General features: G+C 59.8%; 17 protein-coding genes and 2 riboswitches. Of the genes, 11 read left to right on the top strand and 6 right to left on the bottom strand.

Annotated features, from left to right (window positions below):
- Nucleotides 1–52: 52 nt before the first annotated feature.
- Nucleotides 53–964: an HDOD domain-containing protein gene (locus tag CWI66_RS15875; protein WP_232710961.1), complete on the bottom strand. Its 912-nt coding sequence runs from the start codon at nucleotides 962–964 to the stop codon at nucleotides 53–55.
- Nucleotides 965–1,181: 217 nt separating this feature from the next.
- Here CWI66_RS15875 and CWI66_RS15870 point away from each other — a divergent pair, with 217 nt between their 5' ends.
- The 3 genes from CWI66_RS15870 to CWI66_RS15860 all read left to right on the top strand — a co-directional run bounded on the left by CWI66_RS15870 (nucleotide 1,182) and on the right by CWI66_RS15860 (nucleotide 5,643).
- Entirely contained in the window at nucleotides 1,182–3,881 is a 2,700-nt protein-coding gene (locus tag CWI66_RS15870; protein WP_198517600.1) for a bifunctional diguanylate cyclase/phosphodiesterase, read from the top strand.
- A 72-nt stretch (nucleotides 3,882–3,953) separates the two neighbouring features.
- A complete protein-coding gene (locus CWI66_RS15865) occupies nucleotides 3,954–4,643 on the top strand; it encodes an HAD family hydrolase (RefSeq protein WP_100732227.1) in 690 nt (229 codons plus the stop codon).
- A 106-nt stretch (nucleotides 4,644–4,749) separates the two neighbouring features.
- Nucleotides 4,750–5,643, top strand: a complete 894-nt coding sequence (locus tag CWI66_RS15860) for an EamA family transporter (RefSeq protein ID WP_100732226.1) — start codon at nucleotides 4,750–4,752, stop codon at nucleotides 5,641–5,643.
- Nucleotides 5,644–5,652: 9 nt separating this feature from the next.
- Here CWI66_RS15860 and CWI66_RS15855 read toward each other — a convergent pair whose 3' ends face one another.
- The gene (locus CWI66_RS15855; RefSeq protein ID WP_081136022.1) at nucleotides 5,653–6,396 is read right to left on the bottom strand and encodes a sulfite exporter TauE/SafE family protein; all 744 of its coding nucleotides are present in this window, start codon (nucleotides 6,394–6,396) and stop codon (nucleotides 5,653–5,655) included.
- Between the two features lie 103 nt (nucleotides 6,397–6,499).
- Between CWI66_RS15855 and CWI66_RS18080 the strand changes: the two genes are divergently transcribed.
- The 3 genes from CWI66_RS18080 to CWI66_RS15845 all read left to right on the top strand — a co-directional run bounded on the left by CWI66_RS18080 (nucleotide 6,500) and on the right by CWI66_RS15845 (nucleotide 7,502).
- Nucleotides 6,500–6,685: a hypothetical protein gene (locus tag CWI66_RS18080; RefSeq protein WP_157808990.1), complete on the top strand. Its 186-nt coding sequence runs from the start codon at nucleotides 6,500–6,502 to the stop codon at nucleotides 6,683–6,685.
- Between the two features lie 2 nt (nucleotides 6,686–6,687).
- Nucleotides 6,688–7,005 (top strand): hypothetical protein, encoded by a 318-nt coding sequence (locus CWI66_RS18440; RefSeq protein ID WP_232710959.1) that lies wholly within the window; start codon nucleotides 6,688–6,690, stop codon nucleotides 7,003–7,005.
- 80 nt (nucleotides 7,006–7,085) lie between these two features.
- Nucleotides 7,086–7,502, top strand: a complete 417-nt coding sequence (locus tag CWI66_RS15845) for a GntR family transcriptional regulator (protein ID WP_232710956.1) — start codon at nucleotides 7,086–7,088, stop codon at nucleotides 7,500–7,502.
- A 48-nt stretch (nucleotides 7,503–7,550) separates the two neighbouring features.
- Here the strand turns inward: CWI66_RS15845 and CWI66_RS15840 are convergent, their stop codons facing one another.
- Complete coding sequence (locus CWI66_RS15840; protein WP_100732224.1) at nucleotides 7,551–8,792, bottom strand: D-amino acid dehydrogenase; 1,242 nt, start codon at nucleotides 8,790–8,792, stop codon at nucleotides 7,551–7,553.
- Nucleotides 8,793–8,851: 59 nt separating this feature from the next.
- A riboswitch (glycine riboswitch) is annotated at nucleotides 8,852–8,959 on the bottom strand.
- Nucleotides 8,960–9,050: riboswitch (glycine riboswitch) on the bottom strand.
- 129 nt (nucleotides 9,051–9,179) lie between these two features.
- Here CWI66_RS15840 and CWI66_RS15835 point away from each other — a divergent pair.
- Nucleotides 9,180–9,392 carry a hypothetical protein gene (locus CWI66_RS15835; RefSeq protein ID WP_100732223.1) on the top strand — a complete coding sequence of 71 codons (213 nt, stop codon included), beginning with the start codon at nucleotides 9,180–9,182 and terminating at the stop codon, nucleotides 9,390–9,392.
- Nucleotides 9,393–9,397: 5 nt separating this feature from the next.
- On the opposite strand, the gene CWI66_RS15830 is transcribed toward CWI66_RS15835, so the two are convergent.
- Nucleotides 9,398–9,985 carry a gamma-glutamylcyclotransferase gene (locus CWI66_RS15830; RefSeq protein ID WP_100732222.1) on the bottom strand — a complete coding sequence of 196 codons (588 nt, stop codon included), beginning with the start codon at nucleotides 9,983–9,985 and terminating at the stop codon, nucleotides 9,398–9,400.
- Nucleotides 9,986–10,023: 38 nt separating this feature from the next.
- Between CWI66_RS15830 and CWI66_RS15825 the strand changes: the two genes are divergently transcribed.
- From CWI66_RS15825 to CWI66_RS15815, 3 genes are all read left to right on the top strand, one after another.
- On the top strand, nucleotides 10,024–10,239 hold the full coding sequence (locus CWI66_RS15825; RefSeq protein ID WP_157808989.1) for a hypothetical protein: 216 nt from the start codon (nucleotides 10,024–10,026) through the stop codon (nucleotides 10,237–10,239).
- A gap of 26 nt (nucleotides 10,240–10,265) precedes the next feature.
- Complete coding sequence (locus CWI66_RS15820) at nucleotides 10,266–11,144, top strand: sirohydrochlorin chelatase (protein WP_100732221.1); 879 nt, start codon at nucleotides 10,266–10,268, stop codon at nucleotides 11,142–11,144.
- A gap of 98 nt (nucleotides 11,145–11,242) precedes the next feature.
- Complete coding sequence (locus CWI66_RS15815) at nucleotides 11,243–12,829, top strand: ABC-F family ATPase (protein WP_100732220.1); 1,587 nt, start codon at nucleotides 11,243–11,245, stop codon at nucleotides 12,827–12,829.
- Between the two features lies 1 nt (nucleotide 12,830).
- On the opposite strand, the gene CWI66_RS15810 is transcribed toward CWI66_RS15815, so the two are convergent.
- Both CWI66_RS15810 and CWI66_RS15800 read right to left on the bottom strand, forming a co-directional pair.
- The gene (locus tag CWI66_RS15810; protein WP_100732219.1) at nucleotides 12,831–13,421 is read right to left on the bottom strand and encodes a cell division protein ZipA C-terminal FtsZ-binding domain-containing protein; all 591 of its coding nucleotides are present in this window, start codon (nucleotides 13,419–13,421) and stop codon (nucleotides 12,831–12,833) included.
- Between the two features lie 377 nt (nucleotides 13,422–13,798).
- Nucleotides 13,799–14,917, bottom strand: coding sequence for an alkene reductase (locus CWI66_RS15800; protein WP_100732217.1), 1,119 nt, complete (start codon nucleotides 14,915–14,917; stop codon nucleotides 13,799–13,801).
- 277 nt (nucleotides 14,918–15,194) lie between these two features.
- Between CWI66_RS15800 and CWI66_RS15795 the strand changes: the two genes are divergently transcribed.
- The gene (locus CWI66_RS15795) at nucleotides 15,195–16,874 is read left to right on the top strand and encodes a methyl-accepting chemotaxis protein (RefSeq protein ID WP_100732216.1); all 1,680 of its coding nucleotides are present in this window, start codon (nucleotides 15,195–15,197) and stop codon (nucleotides 16,872–16,874) included.
- Nucleotides 16,875–17,117 lie beyond the last annotated feature (243 nt).

Below are 17,117 nucleotides of genomic sequence, written 5' to 3'. Positions count from 1 at the left end.
CGAGGCATAGATCACCGAAAAATGCTGATATTCTAAATCAGCCCGATCTCCATCAGCAATTGTTAACGCACCCTAGGGCCAGCGGAATGCCTAGCGATTGAGACAGCGGTGGTAACGTTTGTTGTAGGTAGGTGAGCAGTGTATCAAGGGCCAACGGCTCAGGTAGCTTCATCAGGTTTGACTGGCGCATCAGCAGCGCCAACGCCTGAGAGGGGTCGGGGGATAGCCAGGCATCGGCGACCAGACCCGACAAACGGATGCACAGATCCGCCAGGTTGTCGGTATCCAGCGGACCATGGCTTTCATACACGCTACGCGCCAGTGTCTCGTGTACGCCCCACTTCAACAGTAGCCATGCACCCACCAGCGCGTGATCACAGCCAAACAGGCGCTGCTCGGCTTGCGTGACCTGCTGGTGCGACACGCCTTCATTGCCATAAAGGTGTTCCGCATCGACCGGGAAGGCTTTCTGCAGGGCAAGCATGCCAATATCCTGCAACAGCGCGGCCGTGAACACGCACCCGGCCTGTTCAGGGCAGTGCTGTTGGGCGAAGTAGCTGGCCGTAACGGCCGCCGTAAAGGCGCGCTGCCAATAAAGGCGCTGGCTAGGCGTACCGTTGTGCTGTTCAAATAGCTTGAAGCTGAGCACCGTTGCCAGAGTGGCATCGGTGCCCAGCCGTTGTGTCGCTTCGAAACAGGTCAAGGGCGGTTGGCTGGCGCGCAGGTAGTGCACGCTGTTGGCCACGCTCAGCACTCTGGCCGTCAGGGCAGGGTCATGTTCGATGGTCGTGGCATAGTCCGTCAGGGTCGCCTCAGCCGTGCTGGCAACTTCCAGGACACGCATGGCAACGGCAGGCAGTGACGGAAGCCCCTGACACTTCTGCAGTGTGCTCCCCAGGGTAGGGGGGAGCTGACTGGCAAGCTCATGGTAGAACGCGTCGCTGATGGCGGCTGAGCCCGTCATGTGATCTCCTCGTACGCCGAACAGCGGAGTGGGCGACTTATCGTATAGGGAAAGCTATTGTTTACCATAGTGTACGCCGCACCGATATGACGGTGGTACAGCCTCTATCCCTAAGACCCTGGTTTATGCTGCAAATGTCACTGTGTTTTTTTACCTGAATTCAGGTTAAAAAGAGTCAAAGCCGAGCTGCTTAAAAATGACACAAGCGAGTGCCGTGATGCACACCAGACAAGAAGCAGCAGAGATGTTTCGCCAACTGGCAGAGGGGCTTGGGCATAGCCACCGGCCCTCCTTCTTCGACGCGCTGGTGGAACAGCTGGCGCGCCTGCTGGCAGTGGAGCATGCCCTGATTGCTGTGATCCGAGAGCCTAATATAGCGGAAACCTTGTCCGTGTGGTCAAGCGGCGCGCTCGCAGGCAATATCCGTTACTCGTTGACGGGGACACCCTGCGAAACCGTCGTGGGCCACCAACCCTGCCTCTACCCCTGCAACGTGCAGGCGCTTTTTCCGGAGGATGAGCTGCTGGTGCAGTTGGGCGCCGAGAGCTACATGGGCTTGCCGCTCTTTGCTGCCGATGGCGCGGCCATAGGCATCATGGCGGTATTGAGCAATCGGCCACGGGCATTCGATGGGCTTGAGAACGAAATCCTGCGTATTGCGGCAGCCCAGGCGGGGGCTGAGCTGGGCCGCCGCCAGGCCGAGAGCGCCTTGCAGGCAAGCGAGCTGGCAGCCAAAGAGAGCGAGCGGCGTCTGGATACCCAGCTCAATCACCTGCCCGGCATGGCGTATCGGTGCCAAAACGACCGTGACTGGACCATGCTGCTGGCGAGTCATGGCGCCACCGCCCTGACGGGATATCACCCGGATGAGTTAGTGGGGAGCCGTGTCATTAGCTTTGCTGAGCTGGTGCATCCAGACGACTTTCCGCGTCTGGTGGCTGCCTCGCAGAAAGCCATCGAAGAGCGTTGCCCTTTTCGGGTGACCTATCGGCTGCGGCATCGTGATGGCCGCGAACGCTGGGTCTGGGAGCAGGGCCAGGCCATTTATACGCAGAGCGGCGAGCCGCTCTGCTTTGAAGGCTTCATCACCGATGTGACCGATCAGCAAGTGTCACAGCGAGTACAGCAAGCCGTGGTGGAGGTGGCATCCACGGTGACCTCGCGGATCGGGGACGACTACTTTTTACAGCTGATCACGACCCTGACGCGCCTGCTGGAGGCAGATGCAGGCTTAATTGCCCTGCTGGAGCCCCCTCTGCCCGGTGACGCTCTGCCTGATGCAACCGGTGCCATGGCTGCGACGACCGCCAGTCTGGTCAGCCTGGTCGTGGACGGCGAGACTCAGGCGAGCGGGCACTTTGCCTTGCCTGGCACGCCCGCCGAACGAGTGGTCATCGAACAGGAAAGTACCGAACTGCACGGCGCTGACTACTGGCTGCCGGGTAATGCCCTGAGGGCCGAGGCCTGGATCGGGAGGCGGCTGGATAATGCCCAGGGCGATGCCATTGGGGTCATGATGGTGTTCTACCGACAGCCGCTGTCCACCAATGCCTTCGCCACATCGGTACTGCAAATACTCTCGACCGGTGCGGCGGCCGAGCTGGAGCGGCGTCGAGATCATCGTCGCATTCACCAGTTGGCCTATATCGATACCATCACCGAGCTGCCCAATCGCGCCTATTTCATGGAGCTGTTGGCGACGCTGGGCGCCCAGGCCCAGCGCGAGCGTAAGTCGCTGACGCTAGTGCTGCTGGACCTGCGTCGCTTCAAGGAGATCAATGACCTGCATGGCCATCAGGTGGGCGACGTATTGTTGGCCACCGTCGCCAAGCGCCTCCAGCACCTGCATGACCTGAGTGGCCACTGCGCGCGGCTCTCCAGCGATGAGTTCGCACTACTTCTGCCGCAGCATCAGGGAGTCGCACTGGAAGCCTTCATCAGGCAAGTGATCGAGGCCATCAGGCACCCGATTCATCTGGAGCACCGTGAGTTTCAGTTGGAGGCCAGCATCGGTTTCGCGCGCTACCCCAGTGACGTGGCCGCCCCCGCCGAGCTGTTCAACGCCGCCAGTATTGCGCTGCACGATGCCAAGCAGCGCGATACGGGCATATCTCCCTATACGCAGACCATGCGCCGCACGTTGGAGCGCCAGCAGTGGATGACCGAACGCCTGCACCGCGCCATCATCGAGCGTCGTCTGGAACTCTACTTTCAGCCGCAGGTAGACCTTGAGACCTATGCACTGACCGGTGCCGAAGTGCTATGCCGCTGGCATGACCCGGAGTGGGGCTGGGTCAGCCCTGGTGAGTTCATCCCCCTTGCCGAACAGCGTGGGTTGATACGCCTGCTGAGCGATTGGGTATTGGAAGCATCGGCGCGTCAGTGGTCGGACTGGCAGGTGGCGGGCACTCCGCTGCCTGGGCGGCTGTCGATCAACATGGCCGCCCAGCAGTTTGCCGACCCACGGCTGACCGAGCACGTCGCGCGGCTCACCCGAGGAGTGCCGCCGCAAGCGCTGGCCCTGGAGCTGACCGAAAGCGACTTCATGCGGGACCCGGACCAGGCGGTCATGATTACCCAGGCCATGCGTCAGGCGGGGTATGCGCTGCTGATCGATGACTTTGGCACCGGGTATTCGTCGCTCTCCTACTTGCGCCGATTCGAGGCGGATGCCTTGAAAATCGATATCTCTTTCGTGCGCGACATGCTGGACAATCCCCATGATCGCGCCATCGTGCAGACCATCATCGCCATGGCCAACGCGCTGGGCATGAAAACCCTGGCCGAGGGTGTCGAGCAACAGGCCCAGGCCGAGCTGCTGGCCCAGCTGGGCTGTCATCAGGCTCAGGGGTATTGGTTTGGGCGGCCTCTGCCAGCGGCTGAGTTTGCCGCCACCTGGCTAAGCCGCCAGGGTTAGCCGCGCGTCATCGTCCTGTCATCATCCATGGCATACCCTACGCGCGCCATATCGCGACGATAGGAGTTTGCCATGCGCCTGGCCCTGTTCGACCTTGATGATACGCTCCTGGATGGAGACTGCAGCGACCGCTGGAATTTATGGATGATAGAGCAAGGCTGGGTCAGCGATGCCGAAGGGTTCATGGCCCGCGCAGAAGCGATGCAGCAGGCTTATCATGCGGGCAAGTTGAAGCTGGAAGAGTACCTGGCGATGACGCTGGCGCCGTTGCGTGGCCGTCGGGTCGACGACGTTCAAAAAGAAGTCGAGCGTTTCGTGGCCACCCACCTGCAGCCACGCATCTTCGAGCAGGCATGGCGCTGTCTCGATGTGCACCGACAGGCGGGCGATACGCTGGTCTTGATCTCGGCGTCGGCCTGCCATCTGGTCGCGCCCATAGCAGCCATGCTGGGGATCGACCACGTGCTGGCGGTGGAGCTGGAGCAGGACCGCTTGCCAGGCGGCGCCATGTACACCGGGCGCAGCGTGGGGGTGCTTTCCTACCGTGGCGGCAAGGTCACGCGGCTACAGCAGTGGCTAGCGGAGCAGGGCGTCGAGGCGTGCCATACCACGTTCTACTCCGATTCCCGCAACGACTTGCCGCTGCTGCAATATGTCGATTGTGCGATTGCCGTCAACCCGGACCCGGTGCTGGCGGAGGTGGCTGGCGTCGAAGGCTGGCAACGCTTAGACTGGCGAGCCGATACCGAGCAGAGCATTTAGCTTTGTGAACCGCCAACCCACCACGCATTTGCCAGCCCATGACGCACGACCTGCCTGATTACCGTTTCATCGAACACCCCGCTGATCCTGCCCTGGTGGCTTCCGTATGAGCCCCACCGCGCTCGCCCTGGTGCTGGTCTCGGTGTGCATGCACGCCGGGTGGAACGTGCTGGGCAAGCGCAACGCGCCCTCGCTTGGGTCGTTTGCGCTGGCTTATGGCGCTGGGGGTGTGGCGCTGTTGCCGCTGCTGGTGTTAGGCCCCTCCTTGACGGCGCTGCCGGGTGCCTTCTGGGGCTGGCTGGTGCTGTCCGGGTTTTGCCAGATGCTCTATATGGGAGGGCTCGCCTGGGCCTACGCCCGGGGAGAGGTGAGCGTCCTCTATCCCATTGCCCGTGCCTTGCCGGTGGTGATGGTGCCACTGGTATCGATTGCCTGGCTGGGCAATCGTGGCCTTGGCCTCTGGGATGGCGTCGGCATGCTGCTGATCATGCTAGGGGCGCTGGGCTTGCCGCTCAGCCGACTCGAGGCTCGCCGTCTTGCTTCGTATCTTTCCCCCGCCATGGGCTTTGCGCTGCTGGCGGCGGTGGGCACCGTGGGGTACTCGCTGATCGACAAGCAAGCCCTGGGTGTCATGCAAGGCGCTGGCCATAGCAGCCTGACGGCAGGGGCGGTCTTCATGGTCCTGCAGGCATTGATGACGCTGCTGTGGGCGCTCCCGCTGTTGGCCGTGTTGCCGGCAGAGCGCCGCCGATTGCCTGCGCTGCGACAGCAGGGGCTGACGATGCTGGTGGCCACGGGCTTGATGATGACCTGCACCTACGGGCTGGTGCTCATGGCCATGGCGCTGACCGACGAGGTCAGTTACGTGGTGGCGCTGCGCCAGCTCTCGATTCCGGTTGGCGTGCTGATGGGGGTGCTGTGGCTCAAGGAGCCTGCCTCCAGCGCCAAGACACTGAGCACGCTGGTGATGCTGCTGGGGCTGTTGATCGTGGCGCTGTAATGCTTGCTGCTAGCGCAGCGCCTGCCAGACCAGGTTGAGGCCCACCACGAACATGGCCATGATCACCAGACGATAAAACAGCTTTTCATTGACGCGGCTTTGCAGCCAGAGGCCGTTGCGCACCCCTATCCAGGCAACCGGTACCAGCAGCAGTGACGCCCAGGCGCTGGTCATGTTGACCTCGCCAAGCCATACGTAAGGGCCCAACTTGATGCTGTTGACCACGGCATAGGTCACCGTGCAGGTGGCAATGAACGTCTCCTTGGAGAGCTGGCGAGGCATGAGGTACATGTTCATGGGCGGTGCCCCTGCGTGGGCGATGAAACTGGTGAAGCCGCAAACGCTGGAGGCGGGCAGTGCCCAGCGGGTGGAAATGGGTTTCTTCGCCACGGGCTTGAGCAGCATGTAGGCCGCAAAGGCCACGGAGAGAATGCCCAGCACCAAACGCACGCCCTCTTCGCTGAGGCTGCCAAATAGCAGCGTGCCGACGGTCACCCCGATGAACAGGCCCGGCACGAAACGCCAAACCTCCGCGCGGGAGTGCTTGCCCCACCATGCCTTGACGGCAAAGGCATCCATGACCAGCAGTAGCGGCAGCAGCAGCCCCGCCGCCTGGGTAGGGCTGATCGCCAGGGCCATCAAGGGCACCGAGAGCGTGCCGAACCCACCTGCGAATCCGCCCTTGGACACCCCGGTCAAATAGACAGAAAAGATGATCAACAGCCAGGCGATGACGGAGTAATCAGGAAGCATGGGCGCCTCGAATGCTTGGGTCGGTGATATGAAAAGCCCCGCGAAAGCGGGGCAAAAGCATACCATTAGATAAAGGTTAGCGGGCGAAGGTGCTTCCTCAGACGTGCGTCAACCATTCATGATCGCGCTATCGATCTCTACCCCACTGGCACTGGGTGGGTTCATTTTTACTCCGTGGCCAGCGCCTATGCCGTTAATTATCGGCCTGTGTGGAGCGCTGCTGGGATTTTCCATCAATGCGATCTGCCTGCGTCCTAAGCGCCAGCTGGATATCGAAGGTGAGGTGTAGTCATGGATGCACTCATCCTTCTGCAGATGTTGATCGCCGCGTTGATAGGCGTGGTTGTCTATACCGCTATTGGGGTGGCGCCGGGTACCGATGAAACGGCAGTCCTTGCCCCCGTCACACTGGCATTAGTCGTCGCAGGCATCCCTTTGCCTGTCGTACTGGCTTTTTGCATGGCGGCGATTGTGGCGAAAAAATTTATCAGGCTACATGAGAGGATATTCCCTGTGTTAATGATAATTATTACTATTAAGTTAACAGGCTTTGGCAATGTGCTCAAGAGGGAGAGGATCGAAAGGCTGGCAACACCCGGTGCATGCTGATGGGAAGGGGGGAAAGGGTAAAAGCATCGCCGAGCAGTCTCGCCTGCTCGGCGATGGGGTACATAAAGCCGAGGGGGGGAATGCTCACGCCACTTGTTGAGCACGCTCCGTTGGCGGCGCGGCGCATCACCGCCGACGAGCTGGCGCTGCTGCAGGACGTTCATCGAGCCTGTCAGGCCAAGGTGGAGGCAGGCGACAGCAATGGTTATTACTACGAGAACAGCCTGTTTCACCAGCGCATCTACGAAGCCAGTCATAACCAGTTCCTGGCGCAGGAGGCCGCGCGGCTGCATGCGGCCCTGCAGCCTTATCGCAGAATGCAGCTACAGGTGCGCATGCGTCTGGAAAGCTCGTTTGCCGAGCACGACGCCATTGTGGCGGCGATAGCGGCGGGAGAGGCCCAGCAGGCGGAAACCCTGCTGCGCGACCATGTGATGATTCAGGGGGAGCGCTTCAATGACCTGGTGGCGTCGGTGCAGCAGCTCAAGAGGGCGTAGCCTGCCAGGCGCCTGATCGGCGCCCGGCAGGGAGCGCAGGTGCCAGCCTTACCGCGAGGCCGCCAGCGGTGTGGCCACGGTGGTATCCACCGCATCCGCCAGCAACTCGGCGGTGATGGCCGAGAGTGTCCAGCCCAGGTGGCCGTGGCCCGTGTTGTAGAACACCGTCGGCAAGCGGCCCGGGCCCACTTTGGGCAGCATGTTCGGCATCATCGGACGCAGGCCAGCCCAGGGGACGACCCGCTGGGTGCTGACACCGGGAAAGCACTGCTCCACCCAGCGCACCAACGGCTGAATGCGGTCGTTGCGAATGTCGCGATTGGCGCCGTTGAACTCTGCGGTGCCCGCCACGCGGAAGCGGTCGTTGCCCAGGCGGCTGGTCACCAGCTTGGTTTCGTCATCCAGCAGGCTCACCGTCGGCGCGGCCTGCTGTGAGGCTTCGTCGTCCAGCTGTACGGTGATGGAGTAGCCTTTGACCGGGTAGATGTTAACGCGGTCACCCAACTTGGCGGCGATGGCACGACTGCCAACGCCTGCACACACCACCACGCTATCAAAGCTTTGGCGTATTTCTTCCCCGTCGATTGAAGCGCTGACCCAGGCGCTGTTCTCATCGGCGCCCAGGTCGGTCACCTGATGGCCGTAGTTCAGCTTCACACCGCGTTTCGCAGCGGCTTTCGCCAGCCCATTGGTGTACTTGTGAATATCCCCCGTGGCGTCACTTTCGGTAAAGAAACCGCCGTAGTAGCTGCCGGCCAGTGTGGGTTCGATGGCGCGCATTTCATCCGGGGTCACCGCGCGGCGTTCGAGCCCGCCCTGGTGCAGTAGCTGCGATACCCTGGCGGCATGCTCATAGCCTGCCTTGTCGCGGTAGATGTGCAGGATGCCTTTCTGCTTCACGTCGAAATCGATCTGCTCGTCACGGGCCCACTGGAACAGGTGTTCTCGGGCGGCGATGGCGAGGCGCGCTGTTTCGGTGGTGTTGTCGGCATAGCGGGGAATGGCGGCGATGAATTCCGCAAACCAGCTCAGCTTGTGCCAGCTCGGGCGCGGGTTCACCAACAGTGGGGCGTCGTTCTTGAGCATCCAGCGCAGGCCCTTGATGACCGTGGGCCAGTGGTTCCACACCTCTGCGTTGGAGGCAGACAGCTGCCCACCGTTGGCAAACGAGGTTTCCATGGCGGCGTAGCGATGCTTTTCGAAGACGGTGACGTCGAAACCGCGCTTTACGAGGGCGTAGGCACTGGTGATGCCAGTGATCCCACCGCCAATGATGGCAATGCGTTGCATGAGTCTCTCCACAGATTGTATGAGCGTCGGGCGATACCCCCGGCAGCCTATTGGCCGGGCGTACCCCTTCCGTCATGGAACCTGAGAGATTCACGCCGCTGGAATGGCGCTTGCTCCTTCGGTGGGCTGAGTGACGCAGTCATCAACCGCTCTTCGGAACGTCATGGATGGCCGTCGCGGTCCGTTGGCCTGAGAGTTTCCGGGGTCGTTGCTCCTTCGGCGCTGGTGGCAGGCACCAGTCTCTCCCGCGATGGCATACTGACGTTGTAACGCGACGGTGCTAAAAAGGGAATAGGCGAAAGGTGGAAACATGAGCAGCAGCTGCTTTGCCAGCCACCGCGTTTTCGCTTGACAATAGCGAATCCCTTCGAGCAATGGAAAAAGCGCATGCAGGCAAACGGATTTTTTGAGGGCATTGGCGAGGCGATTGGCGATGCGATCCGCATCGTGGTCGAGTTCTTGCTGGGTATCTTCACCAGCTTTTTCGGCGCCTTCGACGATTTTATCGGCGGGCTGCGTGCGTTTTTGCGTGGCTCCATTATTGGCGGCATTTTCCGCACGCTGATTGGGCTGTTTATCCTGTCGTGGCTGATGATGTAGCCCGCCTATCGGTAGCGCTGCAGGTGCTCCTTCAAGGCAAAAATATGTGCATCCTCGGTGCCCAGCTCGCGCAGCGCCTGGGCCAGGTTCAGCAAGTAAGCGCTGTTGGGGCCGCTGGGGCCATGGGCCTGGGCTATTTGCTGGGCGATATCGGCCAGCGGGGCATCGCCTAAAAACGCCGGGTTGTCTTCGCTGGCCAGATAAATCAGCCCCTCGCTAGGCGCTTGGTCGGCGTCAGGGTTACCCGCTTCATCCAAAAACGTCAGCGTGACTTTTTCCCGCAGGTAGCCGTTTTTCTCCCGCACATCCAACGGTGCGAGCACCTCTGGGGTGATGCGGTAGGCCATGCCGTGGCACACCGCGCCTTCGGCCCGAATCAACGTCGCCACACGCCCCGGTGCTTCGGGGGTGCCGCGATGGTCGTGGGAGCCCTGCCAAAAGCGCCGCGCCCAGCCGGTAATGGCCGCAGGGCGGCGCTCCAGATAGTCGAAATCGGCCTTCCAGATCAGCGAGCCGTAGCCAAATAGCCAGATGTCCGCATGGCCGTCGAAGAAGTTTCTTTGCTGGTTTAACGTCGTGGTATCAAGCAACATAAGCGATCTACATTTGTGACCAAAGTGGCTGCACGCGCATGGCGTTAACGGTGGTTCATCATCCGGGTTATCGATTGATTTACCAGCCAGACGTAGTGCTCTATGACGCGGGCGTGGATGTGCATCACGACGACCGTCTAGGCTACCTCTCACTGAGCAGCAACGGCCTCTACGCCCGCGACCGCTATGTGCTCGACCTGTGCCGCCACGCGGCCATTCCCGTGGTGGCGGCAGACGTACTGGCGGCTCATTAACGCTCCGATTGAAAAGGATGAACGCGATGCGCGCTATTTTTCTGGTCGATAACGGCTCTCTGCGGCCTCAGGCGACCCATAATCTGCGCCGCGTGGCGGCAGCGTTGAGCGAGACGCTCGGGGAGACTGTTCAGGCGGCCTCGCTGTTGCACTCCAATAAAATCCCCGCTGAAGAGGTCGATGGCATTCCCGCCATTACGTTAGGCCCCGCCGCCGAACGCAGCGCCGAGGCAGGCGCGACCGAGATTATCGTGCTGCCGTTTTTCTTCGGCCCCAGCAAAGCGCTAACGGGGTACTTGCCCGAGCGAATGGCCGCGCTACAGGCGCGTTTTCCTAACGTGTCGGTGCGGGTTGCTCAGCCGCTGGTGGATGAGCTGGGGAATAACGACCTGCGCTTGGCACAGCTGTTGGCCGATAACGTACGTGCGCAACTGCCTGAACAAGGTGCTGCCAAGATCGCACTGGTGGATCACGGCAGCCCTATCCCCGATGTTACCGCCGTGCGTAACCGCTTAGCGGGGCAATTGAGCGTGCTGTTGGGCGACGACGTGCGCTGCGTGGCGGCGGCCTCTATGGAGCGACGTGACGGCGACGAGTACCGCTTTAACGAGCCGCTATTGGAGCGCCTGCTGGATACTCCCGAATTCAGCAGCGGCCACGTGGTGCTGGCGACGCTGTTTCTCTCGCCTGGCCGCCATGCCGGTGAAGGCGGTGACATTGCCGAGATTTGCGCCGCCGCCGAGCAACGCCATCGCGGATTAACGGTGGCGACCACCGCGCTAGTAGGTGAGCACGCGGGCATTGTCGAGATTCTCTACTCGCGACTCCGCCAAGCGATTGATGGTGAACGTTTTCTGCTCGACATGCCCGCGCAGACGGTAAAAGACGGTGAGCAGAAGCCTTGAGGGGAGATGTAACGTGGCCCAAAGGCGCGTAGAATCGCGTGCTTTTGCACGCGTGCCGCTCTTCCACCAGGGCTATTTCGCCAACCAGGGTTTCTATCTTGATCGCAACCGCCAATATCACCATGCAGTTCGGGGCCAAGCCCCTGTTCGAAAACGTCTCCGTCAAGTTCAATAACGGCCATCGCTACGGCTTGATTGGCGCCAACGGCTGCGGCAAGTCTACCTTCATGAAAATCCTCGGCGGCGAGCTGGAGCCCTCTTCAGGGCAGGTGATGCTGGACAGCAGCACGCGGCTGGGCAAGCTGCGTCAGGACCAGTTTGCCTATGAGAACGAGCGAGTGATCGACACCGTCATCATGGGCAACGCGGAGCTGTGGAAAGTAGCCGCCGAGCGTGAGCGGATCTACTCGCTGGCCGAGATGAGCGAAGAAGACGGCATGGCCGTGGCCGACCTGGAAGTGCAGTATGCCGAGCTGGATGGCTACACCGCCGAGTCCCGCGCGGGCGAGCTGCTGCTGGGGCTGGGCATTCCGCTGGAGCAGCACACTGGCCCCATGAGCGAAGTCGCCCCCGGCTGGAAACTGCGCGTGCTACTGGCCCAGGCACTGTTCTCCGACCCGGACGTACTGCTGCTCGACGAGCCCACCAACCACCTGGACATCAACACCATCCGCTGGCTGGAAGATATTCTGAAAGCGCGCAGCAGCACCATGGTGATCATTTCCCACGACCGCCACTTCCTGAACAGCGTCTGCACCCACATGGCCGACCTGGATTACGGCGAGATCACCCTGTTCCCCGGTAACTACGACGACTACATGACGGCGGCCACCGCTGCGCGTGAGCGTCAGTATGCCGACAACGCCAAGAAAAAAGCGCAAATTGCCGAGCTTCAGCAGTTCGTCAGCCGCTTCTCGGCGAACGCTTCCAAGGCCAAGCAGGCCACCTCCCGGGCGCGCCAGATCGACAAGATCAAGCTGGAAGACATCAAACCCTCCAGCCGCGTCAGTCCGTTCATTCGTTTCGACCAGAACAAGAAGATTCACCGCAACGCGGTAAACGTCGATGCCATTACCAAAGGCTACGACGGCGAACCGCTGTTCAAGCGTTTTTCCATGACCGTGGAAGCGGGTGAGCGGATTGCCATTATCGGCCCCAACGGCATTGGTAAAACCACCCTGCTGAAAACCCTGGCCGGTGACCTGCGCCCCGATGCTGGCGAAGTGAAGTGGACCGATGCCGCCGAGCTGGGCATCTTCGCCCAGGACCATGCCGACGACTTCGCCAATGACGCCACTCTGTTCGAGTGGATGAGCCAGTGGACCAAAGGCGGCGAACAGGTGGTACGCGGCGCGTTGGGCCGCATGCTGTTCTCCAGCGACGACATCAACAAGTCGGTGAAGGTGATCTCTGGCGGCGAGCAAGGGCGGATGCTGTTCGGTAAGCTAACGCTCACCAACCCCAACGTGCTGCTGATGGACGAGCCCACCAACCACCTGGATATGGAGTCCATCGAGGCGCTCAACCTGGCGCTGGAGAACTATCCTGGCACGCTGCTGTTCGTCAGCCACGACCGCGAGTTCGTCTCCAGCCTCGCCACCCGCATCATCGACATGCAGCCGGAGGGCATCGTCGACTTCAGCGGCAGCTACGACGACTACCTGCGCAGTCAGGGCGTGATCTGAGTCAGCCGATGATCTGCGCGTATGTGGATTCGCTGGCCGGTTCTCGGTCAGCGTCCAGCATCTTCCCGCTGAAGGTCTCGTCCATCTCCTTGGCGAGCTCTACATACACGTGCATCTGCTGATTGCGGCGTTTATGCAGCGGCGGCTTCACCAGCAGGCTAACCCCACGGATCGGCTCGTGGGTTTCGCCCCTCAGCAGGTCGGGCATTTCCCCCGGCGGAAAGGCGTTCGCCACGGTGACGGGGTTGGAGGGCTGCTGGCCGTCGATCAGAAAGACTTTCTTGATGGCATCGTAATGGGCGCCTTTTTCCCTCAGCCACTCGGTCAGTCGGGCATCGGTCGAGGCATCCGGCTGATGGAAGATGACGAACAGCGAATGTTGTTTTACCTTGCCGGTGCGTTTGGTGGGCGGCGGAGGCTCTTCAGCGGGCGGGGGCGTGGTGTCCTTGGCCACGGCGGGGGGGGGCTCTACGGCTTTTTCCCTGGCATGCCGCCGCTTGGGCATGACGACGTAGATGAAGATCAACGCGGCCACCACGCCCAGTAACAAGGAGGCGAAAGCCAGCAGTACGGGAAGAGAAGTCATATCCATGGAGTGAATCCCTGTTGTCCGTTAACGCCTAGGCGCTATTCAACCGCCAGATGGAAGCATTGAGCGTCATAGACGGCCAGGCTGGCACCGCGCAGAGGCGCATCTTCGGTCATGTAGACCCGCCAGTCGTCGGGGCGAAAGCGTGCCCCGTCATGGCGGCGGCTCCCACCAGCAGTAGCGAGACGAGCAGCGTCAGCAAAGAGCCGAACATGAGCGACCTATCCAGCAGTAGGGATATCGCGTTAAAACGATAGAATCAACAGATTAACAGCGTTTCATGCGCTCAAGGCATAAAAAAGCACCACCTGAGTGATGCTTTTCATGCTTAAGGGTTCCCCTAAGTGGGGAAGCCCTGAACGCGCGTTGGCCTGAAATGCTTAGCCGATACGGTCGTAACCGTTATCCAGGAAAGGATAATCGGTGTAGCCCTTTTCGTCGCCGCCGTAGAAGGTTTCGTGGTTCGGCTCGGTGAGCGGGGCGTTCACACGGAAGCGTTCCGGCAAATCGGGGTTGGCGATGTAGGGGCGGCCAAAGGCCACGGCATCGGTGGTGTTTTCCTTGATGCGCGCTTCGGCACGTTCGGCGTCGTAGTTGCCGCAATAGATCAGGCTGCCGCTGAAGCGCTCGCGCATCTGCTCGCGGAAACCATCGGGGAAGGTGATATCGCCACCTGCCCAGTTGGGCTCGTTCAGGTGCAGGTAGGCCAGGCCGCGCTTGGAGAGCTCTTCGGCCATGTAGAACGCCATGGCTTCCGGCTCGTCGTCGGTCAAGCCGAACAGCTCGATGAACGGCGTCATACGGATGCCGACACGCTCAGCACCAAACACTTCCACGACCGCATCGACCACTTCCAGCGGGAAGCGGGCACGGTTTTCCAGCGAACCGCCGTACTGGTCGGTGCGCTTATTGGTGCCGGTGGCCAGGAACTGGTTCAACAGGTAAGCGTTGGCAGCATGGACTTCGACCATATCGAACCCGGCGCGCTTGGCGCGAATGGCCGCCTGGCGGTAATCCTCCACGATACCGGGGATCTCGTCGGTCTCCAGCGCGCGGGGCGTGCTGGTGGGGTGCTGGCCAGCGGTGCCGTCTTCGAACTCGACGAAACACTGGGCGCCTTCCCCTTTCAGCGCGCTGGGGGCTACCGGCTGCTGGCCGTTGGGCTGCACCATCTCATGGGAAACGCGGCCCACATGCCACAGCTGCAGGGCAATACGGCCACCTTTGGCGTGAACTGCATTCACGACGCCTTTCCAGCCCGCTTCCTGCTCATCGGTCCAGATGCCGGGCGTGTACACATAGCCACGAGCCGTAGGGGAAATATTGGTGGCTTCACTGATAATCAGCCCTGCCCCCGCACGCTGGCCGTAATAAGCTTCCTGCATCTTGCCCGGCACGCTATCCGGCGTGCGTGAACGGGTCAGCGGCGCCATGATGACGCGGTTGGGGACCGACAGGCTGCCAAGCTGGATAGGGGTAAACAGCGTTTCATACGCCATAGGGCAAACTCCTTTTGAATAGTCACTGTGAAACAATTAAAGAGTAGACAAGTTTACTACAAATTTCTAAGCGGTGATATAAACGCTGTTAGCCCACTAGGCGGCTACAGACGGGGATGGGGTAAACTGCATCATAGCGGTGCAAAATTAATAGAGAAAAAGCGCGTTTAATTGATGCGTATCAATTAGGTGGATTTAGCTAATAGATGATGAGGCGTAAAATAGTAGCTCTGCACATACATACTACCCGCCATGCGCTTAAGCGCCGAGAGCTACTATGTTGAGAATGACAATTAAAAAACGCCTAACGTTAATGGTTATCGTTATGCTAGTGCTGATGTTGATCATTGGTGCGTTGGGCTTTAGCGGAATGGTCTCTTCTAACCGCGCAGTGGATACCATCTACCAAGAGAACCTGCGCGATACGCAGCGTATTGCTCAGCTCAATGAACACTCTAAAGATATGATTATGGAGCTGTCGCTTGCGGGCCAGCATGACCCGTGGCTAAGCGTTAGCGGACTGCATGACCATTCCGTGCAGATGCACATGGACAATATTGTCCAAAATATCTCGCAGATCGACACCATCTGGCATGCCTTCTCTGACACCCAGATGTCTGCCGAAGTAGAGGCATTAGCGGCGCGTTTTCGCGAAAGCTATCAGCAGCTGTTAGTGACGGTAGCTCCCACGATGCCACTCTACTCATTGGGTAACTACGATGAGGCCAATGAGATGGCGTTTACTCAGGCGCTGCCAGCATACCGCCAGATGAATGCCGTCTTACATGAGTTGATTGAGCAAGAAGAGCGCGAGGCGCAGGCAGGTTATGAGAGCGCTGTGTCACGGGCTGGCTTAATGAGGAACTTAATGCTGGGAGCATTAATGATCGCTGTTGTGCTGGCGGGTATACTTAGCTGGCTGCTTATTCAGCGTATTCTGCAGCCGCTTGCTCAAGCCCGCCAGCATTTCCATGCCATGGCCGAAGGTGATCTGACCCAGACAGTTCGACATACCCAGCGTGATGAAATTGGCGATATGCTCAGTGAGCTAGGGGATATGCAGGGCAAGCTGCAGGGGTTGATCGGCAGTATCCAGGCGTCAGCAGGTGCCATTTCTAGCGCTTCAGGACAAATTTCTGCGGGCAATATTGACCTTTCCCAGCGTACTGAGCAGCAGGCTTCAAGCCTTCAGGAAACCGCTGCCAGTATGGAGCAGGTGGCGGCGACGGTAAAAAATAATACCCAGCACATTGGCGAAGCGAACGCGCTTGCACATACCGCTAGCCGCTCAGCGAGCTATGGTGGGGAAAAAGTTAAAGAAGCCGTTAATAAAATGGATGAACTCAATAGCAGTTCAGAAAAAATTAGCGGTATCGTGGCCTTAATCGACGGCATTGCCTTTCAAACTAACATTCTCGCTTTAAATGCCTCGGTAGAAGCTGCTCGCGCCGGTGAGCAAGGCCGGGGCTTTGCGGTGGTCGCGCAAGAAGTCAGAAGCCTGGCGCAGCGCAGCGCTGATGCGGCTAAACAAATTCAAGATTTGATTGCCGACAATAACAGCGTGGTTGAACAGGGAAGTAATCTGGTGAAAGCCGTTGGGGAGTCGATGGCGCAGATAGTGGTGAATATCGGTAAAGTGTCCGATCTTATGGAAGACGTTAGCCGAGCATCTGATGAGCAGACCTCAGCCATTGACCAAATGAGCATTGCGATTAACCAGATGGATGATGTCACTCAACAGAACGCATCACTGGTTGAACAGACGGCCACGGCATCGGCCTCGTTGGGCGAGCAGGCGCAAGACCTTGCAAGTGCGGTTGCGTATTTCAAAGTGGCGGACGGTTATCAACCACAGGGGCTGCAGTCGCCAGCAGGCGTAATTAAGCAATCTTCATCTCCCCAACAAACACCTACCCAAAAAGCTGGGCCAGTTGCTGACGAGTGGGAAACATTCTAACGCATCGTCTACTCGCGTCGCTGCCAAGGCCAGCGGCGCGATTCCCCAGCTCTCTCCCGGGGAGAGCTACCCCGCTTGGCAATTGCATTTGCCAGCATCGTTCTACATCATAAGGTTAACTTAAACATTATCAATCAGCGCGAAAAACCGCTTACTTTTAGTGAGTGGATGGATAGCGCGGCATCCGCAGGATGCCCTTGCTGATGATTTGCACAGTGCTATACTACTCACGTCGACACGACC

The sequence above is a fragment of the Halomonas sp. 141 genome (genome assembly GCF_002810305.1).
GTDB classification, from domain to species: domain Bacteria; phylum Pseudomonadota; class Gammaproteobacteria; order Pseudomonadales; family Halomonadaceae; genus Vreelandella; species Vreelandella stevensii.
The sequence above is the reverse complement of the archived record's forward strand: the minus strand, read 5'-3'. Positions and strand labels throughout refer to the sequence as shown.

What these genes read in the sequence shown, in the direction of transcription:
- CWI66_RS15830 (WP_100732222.1), bottom strand. Translation starts at nt 9,985, where the DNA reads ATGTTGCTTGATACCACGACGTTAAACCAGCAAAGAAACTTCTTCGAC.
- CWI66_RS18440 (WP_232710959.1), top strand. Translation starts at nt 6,688, where the DNA reads ATGGATGCACTCATCCTTCTGCAGATGTTGATCGCCGCGTTGATAGGC.
- CWI66_RS15825 (WP_157808989.1), top strand. Translation starts at nt 10,024, where the DNA reads ATGGCGTTAACGGTGGTTCATCATCCGGGTTATCGATTGATTTACCAG.
- CWI66_RS15845 (WP_232710956.1), top strand. Translation starts at nt 7,086, where the DNA reads ATGCTCACGCCACTTGTTGAGCACGCTCCGTTGGCGGCGCGGCGCATC.
- CWI66_RS15835 (WP_100732223.1), top strand. Translation starts at nt 9,180, where the DNA reads ATGCAGGCAAACGGATTTTTTGAGGGCATTGGCGAGGCGATTGGCGAT.
- CWI66_RS15860 (WP_100732226.1), top strand. Translation starts at nt 4,750, where the DNA reads ATGAGCCCCACCGCGCTCGCCCTGGTGCTGGTCTCGGTGTGCATGCAC.
- CWI66_RS15855 (WP_081136022.1), bottom strand. Translation starts at nt 6,396, where the DNA reads ATGCTTCCTGATTACTCCGTCATCGCCTGGCTGTTGATCATCTTTTCT.
- CWI66_RS15795 (WP_100732216.1), top strand. Translation starts at nt 15,195, where the DNA reads ATGTTGAGAATGACAATTAAAAAACGCCTAACGTTAATGGTTATCGTT.
- CWI66_RS15865 (WP_100732227.1), top strand. Translation starts at nt 3,954, where the DNA reads ATGCGCCTGGCCCTGTTCGACCTTGATGATACGCTCCTGGATGGAGAC.
- CWI66_RS15875 (WP_232710961.1), bottom strand. Translation starts at nt 964, where the DNA reads ATGACGGGCTCAGCCGCCATCAGCGACGCGTTCTACCATGAGCTTGCC.
- CWI66_RS15840 (WP_100732224.1), bottom strand. Translation starts at nt 8,792, where the DNA reads ATGCAACGCATTGCCATCATTGGCGGTGGGATCACTGGCATCACCAGT.
- CWI66_RS15820 (WP_100732221.1), top strand. Translation starts at nt 10,266, where the DNA reads ATGCGCGCTATTTTTCTGGTCGATAACGGCTCTCTGCGGCCTCAGGCG.
- CWI66_RS15870 (WP_198517600.1), top strand. Translation starts at nt 1,182, where the DNA reads ATGCACACCAGACAAGAAGCAGCAGAGATGTTTCGCCAACTGGCAGAG.
- CWI66_RS15800 (WP_100732217.1), bottom strand. Translation starts at nt 14,917, where the DNA reads ATGGCGTATGAAACGCTGTTTACCCCTATCCAGCTTGGCAGCCTGTCG.
- CWI66_RS15810 (WP_100732219.1), bottom strand. Translation starts at nt 13,421, where the DNA reads ATGGATATGACTTCTCTTCCCGTACTGCTGGCTTTCGCCTCCTTGTTA.